This is a genomic window from Streptomyces enissocaesilis (genome assembly GCF_039533765.1).
GTDB classification, from domain to species: Bacteria; Actinomycetota; Actinomycetes; order Streptomycetales; family Streptomycetaceae; genus Streptomyces; species Streptomyces enissocaesilis.
In genome coordinates this window covers 55,857-67,825 of the sequence record NZ_BAAAUD010000041.1, presented here as the reverse complement: position 1 = coordinate 67,825, position 11,969 = coordinate 55,857, and the positions used below count along the sequence as shown (strand labels likewise).

Annotated in this window: 13 protein-coding genes and 1 tRNA gene; 7 read left to right on the top strand and 7 right to left on the bottom strand. The window is 71.4% G+C overall.

The annotated features are described in order from the left end of the window. The first annotated feature begins 70 nt into the window (after positions 1–70). A tRNA-Met gene (locus ABD374_RS20670) sits at positions 71–144 on the top strand. Between the two features lie 146 nt (positions 145–290). On the opposite strand, the gene ABD374_RS20665 is transcribed toward ABD374_RS20670, so the two are convergent. Next, entirely contained in the window at positions 291–707 is a 417-nt protein-coding gene (locus ABD374_RS20665) for a Fur family transcriptional regulator (protein WP_344497055.1), read from the bottom strand. A gap of 144 nt (positions 708–851) precedes the next feature. Here ABD374_RS20665 and ABD374_RS20660 point away from each other — a divergent pair, with 144 nt between their 5' ends. Then, the gene (locus ABD374_RS20660; RefSeq protein ID WP_344497054.1) at positions 852–2,303 is read left to right on the top strand and encodes a catalase; all 1,452 of its coding nucleotides are present in this window, start codon (positions 852–854) and stop codon (positions 2,301–2,303) included. 64 nt (positions 2,304–2,367) lie between these two features. Here the strand turns inward: ABD374_RS20660 and ABD374_RS20655 are convergent, their stop codons facing one another. From ABD374_RS20655 to ABD374_RS20630, 6 genes are all read right to left on the bottom strand, one after another. Beyond that, on the bottom strand, positions 2,368–2,775 hold the full coding sequence (locus ABD374_RS20655; RefSeq protein ID WP_344497053.1) for a CBS domain-containing protein: 408 nt from the start codon (positions 2,773–2,775) through the stop codon (positions 2,368–2,370). Positions 2,776–2,988: 213 nt separating this feature from the next. Next, a complete protein-coding gene (gene hisN / locus ABD374_RS20650) occupies positions 2,989–3,783 on the bottom strand; it encodes a histidinol-phosphatase (protein ID WP_344497052.1) in 795 nt (264 codons plus the stop codon). A 96-nt stretch (positions 3,784–3,879) separates the two neighbouring features. Then, the gene (locus tag ABD374_RS20645; protein ID WP_344497051.1) at positions 3,880–4,203 is read right to left on the bottom strand and encodes a DMT family transporter; all 324 of its coding nucleotides are present in this window, start codon (positions 4,201–4,203) and stop codon (positions 3,880–3,882) included. Between the two features lie 93 nt (positions 4,204–4,296). After that, entirely contained in the window at positions 4,297–5,307 is a 1,011-nt protein-coding gene (rsgA, locus tag ABD374_RS20640; protein ID WP_344497050.1) for a ribosome small subunit-dependent GTPase A, read from the bottom strand. 14 nt (positions 5,308–5,321) lie between these two features. Beyond that, positions 5,322–6,665 carry a 3-phosphoshikimate 1-carboxyvinyltransferase gene (aroA, locus tag ABD374_RS20635; RefSeq protein ID WP_344497049.1) on the bottom strand — a complete coding sequence of 448 codons (1,344 nt, stop codon included), beginning with the start codon at positions 6,663–6,665 and terminating at the stop codon, positions 5,322–5,324. 128 nt (positions 6,666–6,793) lie between these two features. After that, entirely contained in the window at positions 6,794–7,507 is a 714-nt protein-coding gene (locus ABD374_RS20630) for a M50 family metallopeptidase (protein WP_344497048.1), read from the bottom strand. A 104-nt stretch (positions 7,508–7,611) separates the two neighbouring features. Between ABD374_RS20630 and ABD374_RS20625 the strand changes: the two genes are divergently transcribed. The 5 genes from ABD374_RS20625 to ABD374_RS20605 all read left to right on the top strand — a co-directional run bounded on the left by ABD374_RS20625 (position 7,612) and on the right by ABD374_RS20605 (position 11,918). Beyond that, a complete protein-coding gene (locus ABD374_RS20625) occupies positions 7,612–8,427 on the top strand; it encodes an SOS response-associated peptidase (RefSeq protein ID WP_344497047.1) in 816 nt (271 codons plus the stop codon). A gap of 31 nt (positions 8,428–8,458) precedes the next feature. Continuing rightward, on the top strand, positions 8,459–9,103 hold the full coding sequence (locus ABD374_RS20620; protein WP_344497046.1) for an alpha/beta hydrolase family protein: 645 nt from the start codon (positions 8,459–8,461) through the stop codon (positions 9,101–9,103). 234 nt (positions 9,104–9,337) lie between these two features. Continuing rightward, positions 9,338–9,997, top strand: coding sequence for a sigma-70 family RNA polymerase sigma factor (locus ABD374_RS20615; RefSeq protein ID WP_167518243.1), 660 nt, complete (start codon positions 9,338–9,340; stop codon positions 9,995–9,997). After that, positions 9,994–10,320, top strand: coding sequence for a mycothiol system anti-sigma-R factor (gene rsrA / locus ABD374_RS20610; RefSeq protein WP_093799134.1), 327 nt, complete (start codon positions 9,994–9,996; stop codon positions 10,318–10,320). Before ABD374_RS20615 ends, rsrA begins: the two co-directional genes overlap by 4 nt. A 167-nt stretch (positions 10,321–10,487) precedes the next feature. Further along, complete coding sequence (locus tag ABD374_RS20605; protein WP_344497045.1) at positions 10,488–11,918, top strand: HD-GYP domain-containing protein; 1,431 nt, start codon at positions 10,488–10,490, stop codon at positions 11,916–11,918. Positions 11,919–11,969: the final 51 nt, after the last annotated feature.

The window sequence follows — 11,969 nt, the reverse complement described above, 5'->3', positions numbered from 1 at the left end:
TCGCCCGGTCGCCTCGCACGGGAACGGATTTGCGCCGGTCGGCGGGGCGACGTACAGTCGTGTTTACCGACGCGGGGTGGAGCAGCTCGGTAGCTCGCTGGGCTCATAACCCAGAGGTCGCAGGTTCAAATCCTGTCCCCGCTACTGAAGAGGTGGCCGAAGGCCCGGATCTCGCGAGAGATCCGGGCCTTCGTCGTGTGCGGACGCACCAGGGCGCGTGCGGGCGTGCACGTGAGTGGCAGAAGGGCCCGGCACCGGAATACCGGTGCCGGGCCCTTCGTGTGCCGGCGTCAGGCGGAGGCGCAGTGGGGGCAGGTGCCCCGGTAGGTGACCTCTACGTCCGAGATGGTGAAGCCGAAGCGCTCGGAGTCCGGCAGGTCCGTGAGCGGATCGCCCACCGGGTGCACGTCGCGTATGGCGCCGCACTGCGCGCACACCAGGTGCTGGTGCGGCCGGTGCGCGTTCGGGTCGTACCGCTTCGCCCGGCGGTCCGTGGAGACCTCGATCACTTCGCCGAGGGACACCATCTCGCCCAGCGTGTTGTAGACGGTCGCCCGGGAGATCTCCGGCAGCTTGGCCACAGCGCGCGCGTGCACCTCGTCGGCGGTGAGGTGGATGTGGTCCCCGTCGAGGACTTCGGCCACGACGCGCCGCTGAGCAGTCATGCGCCAGCCGCGTCCGCGCAGTCGTTCCAACAGGTCACTCATGAGGTCCAGCCTAACAGTGGTGGGACCCAGGTCCCGAACGGGTGTGACTTTGGATGTTTGCTTGACTTAGACAAAGTCCATTGTAGGATCGACAACGGCAAACACCAAGGGACAGGACTTGCAGGTATGACGCAGGAGGCGCACGTGACGCAGGGACCGCTCACTACGGAGGCCGGCGCGCCGGTAGCCGACAACCAGAACAGTGAGACCGCGGGCGCCGGAGGTCCGGTCCTGGTTCAGGACCAGGCACTGCTCGAGAAGCTCGCGCACTTCAACCGTGAGCGCATCCCGGAGCGCGTCGTGCACGCACGCGGCGCCGGTGCGTACGGCACCTTCACGGTGACCCGTGACGTCTCGCAGTGGACGCGCGCGAAGTTCCTCTCCGAGGTCGGCAAGCAGACCGAGACCTTCCTGCGCTTCTCTACGGTCGCGGGCAACCTCGGCTCCGCGGACGCCGTGCGCGACCCCCGCGGCTTCGCGCTGAAGTTCTACACGGAGGAGGGGAACTACGACCTCGTCGGGAACAACACGCCCGTCTTCTTCATCAAGGACGCCATCAAGTTCCCCGACTTCATCCACACCCAGAAGCGCGACCCGTACACCGGTTCGCAGGAAGCCGACAACGTGTGGGACTTCTGGGGCCTGAGCCCCGAGTCGACGCACCAGGTGACCTGGCTGTTCGGTGACCGCGGCATCCCGGCGACGCTGCGCCACATGAACGGGTACGGCTCGCACACGTACCAGTGGAACAACGAGGCCGGCGAGGTCTTCTGGGTCAAGTACCACTTCAAGACCGACCAGGGCATCAAGAACCTCACCACCGACGAGGCCAACCAGCTCTCCGGCATGGACCCGGACAGCCACCAGCGCGACCTGCGCGAGGCCATCGAGCGCGGTGAGTTCCCGTCCTGGACCGTGCAGGTGCAGATCATGCCGGCGGCCGACGCGGCGACGTACCGCTTCAACCCGTTCGACCTGACCAAGGTCTGGCCGCACGCGGACTACCCGCCGATCGAGATCGGCAAGCTGGAGCTCAACCGCAACCCGCAGAACATCTTCGCCGAGGTCGAGCAGTCGATCTTCAGCCCCGCGCACTTCGTGCCGGGCATCGGCCCCTCGCCCGACAAGATGCTCCAGGGCCGTCTCTTCGCGTACGGCGACGCCCACCGCTACCGCGTCGGCATCAACGCTGACCACCTGCCGGTGAACCGCCCGCACGCCACCGAGGCGCGGACGAACTCCCGTGACGGCTACCTGTACGACGGCCGCCACAACGGCACGAAGAACTACGAGCCCAACAGCTTCGGCGGCCCGTTCCAGACGGACAAGCCGCTGTGGCAGCCCCTCCCGGTCGAGGGCGCCACGGGCAACCACGAGGCTCCGCGCCACGCCGAGGACGACGACTTCGTCCAGGCGGGCAACCTCTACCGTCTGATGTCCGAGGACGAGAAGGGCCGTCTGGTCGACAACCTGGCCCAGTTCATCTCCAAGGTGTCGCGCGACGACATCGCGGAGCGCGCGATCAACAACTTCCGTCAGGCCGACGGTGACTTCGGCAAGCGGCTGGAAGCCGCGGTCCAGGCCCTGCGCGGCTAGTACGGACCGCTCGCCGTAGGCGGAGGGCCGGATTCCCCGAGGGGAGTCCGGCCTTCTCGCGTACTCAGAGCGCCAGTGCGGTCGGTTGCGGCCGGCTCCGGGCCGGTGCCCAGCAGCGGATGATGTCGCGCACGGAGACGACGCCCACGGGGCCGTCGCCGTCCAGCACGATCAGGTGCCGGAAGCCCCCGTGCGCCATGGCCTGCGCGGCTTCCTCCAGCGTCCAGGAGGGGGCGGCGAAGACGACGTCGGTGGTGGTGTGGGCTCCGGCCGTTTCGAGGTCGGGGTCCTGGTCCGACCCGACGGAGACGAGGATGTCGCGTTCGGTCAGGATGCCGAGTCCGTCGGCGTCGGTGTCGAGGACGACGGCCGCCCCGACGCGGCGCTCCGCCATCAGCCGGGCTGCCTGGCGGAGCGTGTGGGCGGGGCCGATGGTGAGGACCACCGTACTCATGGCGTCACGGACGAGCATGGAAGGAGCCACCTCCTTGGTGAAGCGAACCCACGAACTGCGAGAACTGATTCACAAGTTCACAAGTGGGGGGTTCCAGAGTGGCAGCCGGGCGGGACGGCAACAAGAGGGCGCGGGAAGGCGTGTGACGCGATCACACGCCTCCGCGCGCCGGTTTCACGAGGGCCGTGACGAACTGCGCCGGGTGCCGGACTTCCGTACGGGGAGGACGCCCTATCCGCGGAGGTGGCCCAGCATCTCCTCGTGGAGCAGGCCGTTGGACGCCGCCGCGTTGCCGCCGTGGGGTCCCGTCACACCGTCGAGGCTGGTGAAGACACCGCCGGCCTCCTGGACGATGATCGCGTTCGCGGCCATGTCCCAGAGCGAGAGCTCCGGCTCCGCGCAGATGTCCACCGCCCCCTCGGCGACCATCATGTACGGCCAGAAATCGCCGTACCCGCGCGTCCGCCAGCAGGCGCGGGTCAGGTCCAGGAAGCCGTCGAGGCGCCCCTGCTCCTCCCAGCCGCTGAGCGAGGAGTACGCGAAGGACGCGTTCTCGATCCGGTCGACCTTGGAGACACGGAGCCGCGTGGCCGAGGTGAGACTGCGCCCGGTGTACGCGCCGCCGCCCTTCGCCGCCCACCAGCGACGGCCCAGCGCGGGCGCGGACACGACGCCCATCACGGGCTGGAAGCCGTTCTCGCCGGCCTCCATGAGCGAGATCAGCGTCGCCCAGACCGGCACGCCGCGCACGTAGTTCTTGGTGCCGTCGATCGGATCGACCACCCAGCGGCGCGGGCCCGAGCCCTGCAGCCCGTACTCCTCGCCCAGGACGGCGTCGCGCGGCCTGCCGCGGTGCAGGTGGCTGCGGATCAGCTCCTCGGCGGCCTTGTCGGCCTCCGTCACCGGAGTCATGTCCGGTTTGGTCTCGACCTTGAGATCCAGAGCCTTGAAGCGCTCCATCGTCGTGGCGTCCGCGGCGTCCGCGAGGACATGGGCGAAGCGCAGATCATCGTGATAGTCGGGCATGACCGAACAGTATCGACCACGTTCTCCGCGAACCACACGGTCCCGGTGTGCGGGCGCGCTCTGCCGTCCGTACGCCGCGGATCCCGCGCACCGCTCTCAGTGGACCGAGCCCGAGAGCTGGAGCCCGATGACGCCGATGATCACCAGCGAGATCGAGACGAGCTTCAGCGTCGAGACCGCGTCACCGAGGAAGACCATCCCGTAGATCGCGGTGCCCGCGGCCCCGATGCCGGTCCACACCGCGTACGCGGGTCCCACGTCGAGCTTCTTCAGTGCGAGCGTCAGCAGCCCGAAACTGCCCAGCGCGAACGAGGCGAAGGCGACCGTGGGCCACAGCCTGGTGAAGCCGTGGGACAGCTTCAGGCACACCGCGAAGCCGGTCTCCAGGAGCCCCGCCACCACCACCAGCAGCCACGCCATGGCCGGTTCCTCCCGCGTCGGTGACTGCTTCGTCGTACGTGGTGTGAGTATGCCCTTGCCGGGAGCGGGCAGCGGTGAACGCGGCGCGGCGGGTCAGTCGCCCTCGCGCCGCTCCCGCGTCGCGAGCAGCCGCCGCAGCGAGTCCAGCCTGGCCGGGTCGGCGTGGCCGTCGGCCGCCCACTGGTCCAGCGCGCACTCCGGCTCGTCGTGGCTGCAGCCGCGCGGGCAGCCCTCCGTCCCCGGTTCGAGGTCGGGGAAGGCGAGGATGACGCGCGACGGATCCACGTGGTGCAGCCCGAAGGAGCGGACGCCGGGCGTGTCGATCACCCAGCCGTCCACCCCCGTGAGCGGCAGCGCGAGCGCCGATGTGGTGGTGTGCCGGCCGCGGCCGGTGACCGCGTTGACCACGCCGGTCGTACGCCAGCGGTCCTCCGGCACCAGTGTGTTGACCAGCGTCGTCTTCCCGACCCCCGAGTGGCCGACGAAGGCCGTGACCTTGTCCTCCAGGTGCCGCCGCACCAGCTCGGTCGCGGCCCCGTTCGCCAGGTCCTCGCGGCTGGTCACGATGTACGGGACGCCGAGGGGGCGGTAGGCGGACAGCAGCTGGTCCGCCGGCGCCAGGTCCGACTTGGTCAGTACGAGGAGAGGCTCGAGCCCGGCGTCGTACGCCGCCACCAGGCAGCGGTCGATCATGCGCGGGCGCGGCTCGGGGTCGGCCAGGGCCGTGACGATCGCCAGCTGGTCGGCGTTGGCGACGACCACCCGCTCGAACGGATCGTCGTCGTCGGCGGTACGGCGCAGCACCGAGCGGCGGGACTCGACGCGGACGATGCGGGCCAGGGTGTCCTTGTCGCCCGTCAGGTCGCCGACGATGGCGACCCGGTCGCCCACGACGACGGACTTGCGGCCCAGCTCGCGGGCCTTCATCGCGACCACCGTGCGGTCCTCGACGAGGCAGGTGATGCGGCCCCGGTCGACGGTCAGGACAAAGCCCTCGACGGCGTCCTCGTGCTTGGGGCGGGTGTGGGTGCGAGGCCGGTTGCCCTTGCGGTTGGGGCGGATCCGGATGTCGTCCTCGTCGGGGTTCTTGCCGTAGCGGCGCATGTCGTCAGGCCCCGTCAGTTTCCGTCGAGCATTCCGGTCCACATCTGCGGGAAGTCGGGCAGTGTCTTGGCGGTGGTCGCCACGTTCTCGATCAGCACGTCCTTGACCGCGAGGCCGATGATCGCGCCCGCGGTCGCCATGCGGTGGTCGTGGTATGTGTGGAAGGTCCCGCCGTGCAGGCGGCGCGGCCGGATGCGCAGGCCGTCCTCGGTCTCGGTGACGTCGCCGCCGAGCGCGTTGATCTCCCGGGTGAGGGCGGCCAGCCGGTCGGTCTCGTGCAGCCGCAGGTGCGCGACACCGCGCAGTACGGACTCGGAGTCGGCCAGGGCGGCGACCGCCGCGATACCGGGAGTCAGCTCGCCGACGTCGCCGAGGTCCACGTCGATGCCGTGCACCGTGCCGCTGCCGGTGAAGGTCAGGCCCTGCTCGGTGAGTTCGCAGGAGCCGCCCATCGCGGTGAAGATCTCACGCAGCGCGTCGCCCGGCTGGGTGGTGCGCTCGGGCCAGTCGGGGATGGTGACCCGGCCGCCGGTGATCAGGGCGGCGGCGAGGAACGGCTGCGCGTTGGAAAGGTCGGGCTCGACGGTCAGGTCGCGGCCGAGCAGGGCGCCGGGGGAGACCCGCCACACGTTGGGCTCGCCGCCGGACTCGGGGGTGTCCACCTGGGCGCCGACCGCGCGCAGCATGTCGACGGTCATCAGGATGTGCGGCATGGAGGGGAGGACGGCGCCGGTGTGGCGCACCTCCACGCCCTGGTTGAAGTGCGGGGCGGACAGCAGGAGCGCGCTGACGAACTGCGAGGACGAGGACGCGTCGATCTCGACCGGGCCGCCGTCCAGCGCGCCGCTGCCGTGCACGGTCAACGGGAGCGCGCCGCGGCCGTCGTCGTCGATACGGGCGCCGAGGGTGCGCAGCGCGTCGATGACGGCGCCGAGCGGGCGTTCGTACGAACGGGGGTCGCCGTCGAAACGGACGGGGCCGTCGGCGAGCGCCGCGACGGGCGGCAGGAAGCGCATCACGGTGCCCGCGTTGCCGACGTCGACCGTGGCCGGGCCGTGCAGCCCCGCCGGAATCACGCGCCAGGCCTCGCCGGAGCCGTCGAGCTCACCCGTGGCGGACGAGGAGGACGACACGGTCTCCTCGATGCCGACGCCCATCGCGCGCAGCGCGTCGGCCATCAGCAGGGTGTCGCGGGAGCGCAGCGGGCGGCGCAGCCAGCCGGGCTCGGCGGCGAGGGCGGCCAGGACGAGAGCGCGGTTGGTGACCGATTTCGATCCGGGCACGGTGACGGTCGCGTCGACGGCTTCGCCGGTGTGGGGTGCGGGCCAGAGGGCGGGGTGCACGGGGCTTTCGGTCATGGCCTTCACTTTAATGGCTCGCGGCGGGCCCCGATCTTGATCAAATGCCCCGAAACCGGGGCGTAACTCAATGGTGTCAGTGTGCGGACGGTGTGTGACGGCCCCGGCCGGGGCCGCTCCGGACGCCGTCACAGGCCGAGCAGCCAGCGCCCGCCGCCCAGCAGGGCGCAGACCGACACCGTGTGGAAGAAGAACAGCCACAGCGCGACCGGTACGTGCGTGAGCCGCGACAGCTGGTCGGCGTCCGAGTCGGGGGCGCCCCCGTGACGGCGCTTGGACTGGAGCTCGAAGGCGGGACGGACACCGCCGACGAGCATGAACCAGACGGCGGCGTACGCGAAGGCGGCCTGGATCTCCGGGGCCGTGAGCCAGGAGACCAGGAGGAAGGCGGCGCCGGTGACGATCACGGTCAGGGCGCCGTACGCGTTGCGGATCATCACCAGCATCGCCAGCAGCAGGGCCGTCGCCATCCAGAGGAAGAGCGTGATGCGGTCCGCGGCGAGCAGCCAGGCGCCGCCGAGGCCCAGGAGGGAGGGCGCGGGGTAGCCGGCGGCGGCCGTCAGGATCATGCCGATGCCGGTCGGCCTGCCCCGGCTCACGGTCAGGCCGCTCGTGTCGGAGTGGAGGCGGATGCCGTCGAGGCTGCGGCCCGTGAGCAGGGCGACCAGGCCGTGCCCGCCCTCGTGGGCGATGGTGACGGCGTTGCGCGACAGGCGCCACACGGGACGCGGGACGACGACGGCCAGGGCGAGGAGGGCCGCGGCCGCCACGAGCCACTGGCCCGGATCGGGCTGCGTACCGGAGAGGCGGTCCCACAGATCGCCGAGAGGTGTGCTGTCCATGGTCAGGGCGGCTCCTTGAAGTCGGGAAGTCGGGAAGTCGGGAAGTCCGGAAGTCCGGAAGTCCGGAAGTCCGGAAGTCCGGAAGTCGTGGCAGTGTGGCATCCATGTGCGGACGGTATGCAGCGAGCCGGAGTGCCGAGGAACTCGTCGGGCTCTTCGATGTGCAGAAGTGGGAGCCCGAGGAGGCACTCGCCCCGGACTGGAACGTGGCTCCGACGAAGGAGGTCTACGCGGTCCTGGAGCGTCCTGTGAAGGACGCGGGCGACGAGCGCCCGGTCCGGCAGTTGAGGAAGCTGAAATGGGGGCTCGTGCCCTCGTGGGCGAAGTCGCCCGACGGCGGGGCCCGGATGATCAACGCGCGGGCGGAGACGGTGCACGAGAAGCCGTCGTTCCGGCGGCCGTTCGTCTCCCGGCGCTGCGTCCTTCCCGCCGACGGCTACTACGAGTGGGTCACCGGCGCGGACGAGCGGCAGCTGGAGGAGCAGGGGAAGAAGAAGCGGCCGCGGAAGCAGCCGTACTTCGTGACTCCGGCGGACGGGTCGGTCATGGCGCTGGCCGGGCTGTACGAGTTCTGGCGCGACCGGACGCTGCCGGACGACCACCCGCAGGCGTGGTGGGCGACGTGCTCGGTCATCACCACCGAGGCGGAGACGACGCCGCTGGCGGTCGCGCCGGCCGACGGGCCGGGAACGCTGGCCGAGATCCACCCCCGGATGCCGCTGATGCTGACGCCGGACCGGTGGGACGCGTGGCTGGATCCGGCCCGTACGGACGCCGAGGACGTACGGTCGCTGCTGGCGCCGCCGCCGGGCGGGCTGATGCGGGCGTATCCGGTGGGCACGGCGGTGAGCAACGTGCGCAACAACGGTCCGGAGCTGCTGGAGGAACTGGCGGCTCCGGAGGAGGAAACGCTGTTCTGAGGCGGTACGGGGAGCGGGGAGGACGGTGCGTGTGACGCGGAGCGGGACGGCCGGGACGGTGGAGACGGCGGCCGGTGAGGCCCGGATCACCTGGTTCGGGGCCGAGGCGCCGTGGATCGTCCTGGCCGTGGGCCACGGCGCCGGGGGCGGCATCGAGGCGCGGGACCTCCAGGGGCTCGCGGCCGCGCTGCCCGCGCGCGGGGTGAGCGTCGCCCTGGTGGAGCAGCCCTGGCGGGTGGCCGGGAAGAAGCTCGCGCCCGCGCCCCGGACCCTGGACGCCGGGTGGCGCGGGCTGTGGCCCGCCCTGGAGAAGCCCGGACTGCCGGTCGTCTCCGGCGGGCGCAGCGCCGGGGCGCGCGTCGCGTGCCGGACCGCCGCCGAACTGGGCGCGCGCGCCGTACTCGCGCTGAGCTTTCCGCTCCACCCTCCCGGCCGCCCCGAGAAGTCCCGGGCGGAGGAACTTCTGGGCGCCGGGGTCCCCACTCTGGTCGTACAGGGCGGAAACGATCCCTTCGGGAAGCCCGGGGAGTTCCCGGACGGGACGTACGACCTGGTGGAAGTGGAGTACGCCGACCACGGGTTCGCCGTGCCGAAGAAGGCCGGCACCACCGGCGGGCAGGTGGTGGAAGTGATCACGGACGCCGTCGGGGGCTGGATCGGCGGGCTCGGGGAATGATCTGCGCGAGACCTCTGTTGTTCCGTGCGTCGACACAGACCGCACGTACGTGGAGAGGGAGTCCGTCGCATGGGATCGACCATCTGCCCGAGCCGCTCGAACACCGCTGACCTGGAGTGGACGGTGCTCACCGCGGCCCAGACCGCCCCCCGTCGGGCGGCGGCCGGGCAGGATCGTCGTCTATCCTCCGTTTCGAGCGGGTCCGCATTCGGCCCCGCCACGGCGTTGGAGGAGGTGGGTCCGGTCACTGGGACCGACACAGGGACCGACGACGGCCAGGCGGCGGAGGAGAGCACCGCCGAGCGCAACGCGCGTTTCGAGCGCGACGCGCTGGGCTTCCTCGACCAGATGTACTCGGCCGCGCTGCGCATGACGCGCAATCCGGCCGACGCGGAGGACCTGGTGCAGGAGACGTACGCCAAGGCGTACGGGTCCTTCCACCAGTTCCGTGAGGGTACGAACCTGAAGGCGTGGCTTTACCGCATTCTGACGAACACCTTCATCAACACGTACCGGAAGAAGCAGCGCGAACCGCAGCGCAGCGGCGCCGAGGAGATCGAGGACTGGCAGCTCGCGCGCGCCGAGTCGCACATGTCGACGGGCCTGCGCTCCGCCGAGTCGCAGGCGCTCGACCACCTGCCCGACTCGGACGTCAAGTCCGCGCTGCAGGCGATCCCCGAGGAGTTCCGCATCGCGGTCTACCTCGCGGATGTAGAGGGCTTTGCGTACAAGGAGATCGCGGACATCATGGGAACACCCATCGGCACGGTGATGTCCCGGCTGCACCGGGGCCGCCGTCAACTGCGCGGCATGCTCGAGGACTACGCGCGTGACCGCGGGCTCGTCCCGGCGGGTGCCGGAGAGTCGAACGACGGGAAAGGTTCGGGCTCATGAGCTGCGGAGAGCCGCACGAGACTGACTGCTCTGAGGTCCTGGACCACCTCTACGAGTTCCTCGACCACGAGATGCCGGACAGCGACTGCACCAAGTTCGAGGTGCACTTCGGGGAGTGCTCCCCGTGCCTGGAGAAGTACGGCCTGGAGCAGGCCGTCAAGAAGCTGGTGAAGCGCTGTTGCGGCAGTGACGACGTACCGGCCGATCTGCGGGCCAAGGTCATGGGGCGCATCGATCTGATCCGGTCGGGGCAGGCCGTGCCCGAGCAGGACGTGACGGCCACGACGTCCGCCGACCTGCCGGCCGCCGCCAACGAGGCGTAGCCCCGGGCTCCGCCCTGTCCCGTCCCGGCCGGGCTCCCGCGTCACGAAGCGGCCGATTATCACTCGAAGGTGCTAATCGGCCGCTTCGTCGTCTCCAGCCCCGCTCAACTCGCTAGCGTGACGCACTGATTGTGGCGGGCGGACTCGGGACAACAGGAGCGAGGCTGGTGGGAGTCCTTTCGGTGGCGGCGCGCGCGTACCTCCTGTGTGCGCTGCTGGCGGCCGCCTGGTGCGCGCTGCCCGCCCTGCGGCCCGGCGTCGGCACCCCCTGGGGCACCGCCGCACTGCTCGCCGCGCTCCACGCCGCCTGCGAGCTGCTCGGGCGCCGGCCGTTCCTCGTCAGCGCGCTGCGGGTCGGCGCGGGGTCCTTCTTCCCCGTGCTGCTCGCCGCCGTACTGCTGCTGCCGCCGCCGGCCGCCGCGCTCGTCGCCGTACCCGGGGCCCTCGTCGGCCATGTCGAGCGCCGCCCGCGCGCCGTGCGGCGGGCCTGGCGGGCGGCGCAGCTCGCGCTCGCCGCGTGGGCCGCGGCCCATGTCTGCACGCTCCTCGGCGGCGGTGCGTCGCTGGGCGGGGGCGGGGCAGCCGGGCCGGCGGCGCCCGACTTCCCGTACGTCCTGCTGCCCGCCGGGGCCGCCGTCCTCGCCTTCTGCCTGGTCCTGACCGCCCTGGACGGCGGCATCCTGGCGACGGCCGAGCGGCTGCCCGTACGGACGGCGTGGCGCGGGCTGCTGCTGCGGTCCGTCGCGCCGCACGGTGTACAGGGACTGGCGGGGCTGATGACGGCGGTGCTCTGGCGCAGCCCGTACGGCCCGGTCGCCGCGCTCTTCGTGCTGCTGCCGATGTACATCTCCTGCTGGGCCTTCGCGCAGTACCACCGCGAGCGCGCCGCCCACCAGGCCACCATCCGCGCCCTCGTGCAGGCGGTCGACATCAAGGACACGTACACGCGCGGGCACAGCGAACGCGTCGGCCGCGCGTCCGTGATGATCGCCCGCGAACTCGGCATGGAGGAGGACCGCGTCGAGGGCCTGCGCTTCGCCGGCATCCTGCACGACGTCGGCAAGCTCGGCGTCCCGACGCGGCTGCTCCGCAAGGACGGGCCGCTCACCCCCGAGGAACGCCGTGTCATCGAGCTGCATCCCGAGTACGGGCACGAGATGGTCCGCGGCATCGGCTTCCTCGGGGAGGCGCGGGCGGCGATCCTGCACCATCACGAGCGGCTCGACGGCAGCGGCTACCCCTACGGTCTCGAGGGCGGCCGGATCCCGGAGTTCGCGCGGATCGTCGCCGTCGCGGACGCCTTCGACGCGATGACGTCGACGCGTTCGTACCGGCGGGCGCGGCCGGTGGGGACCGCCCTGCGGGAACTCGACCGGTGCGCGGGCACGCAGTTCGACCCGCTGATGGTGGCTGCCCTGATCCGGGCGGTGGCCCGCCACGGCTGGCACCACCGGGTCACTTCGGACGAGCAGTCCGGCCCCGGAGGAAACGTCCCGCCACCCCTCGCGGGCGACGCGCCCCCCGCCCCTGCCCCGGACGGGGATCCGGCGGCCGCTGTCGCCGCCGCGCCCCGCCGCGACCCGGGCCGGCCCGCGTGAGCGCCGCCCCGGCCGGCGGGCCCCGCTCCTCGGACGCCGCAGGGGCCGAGA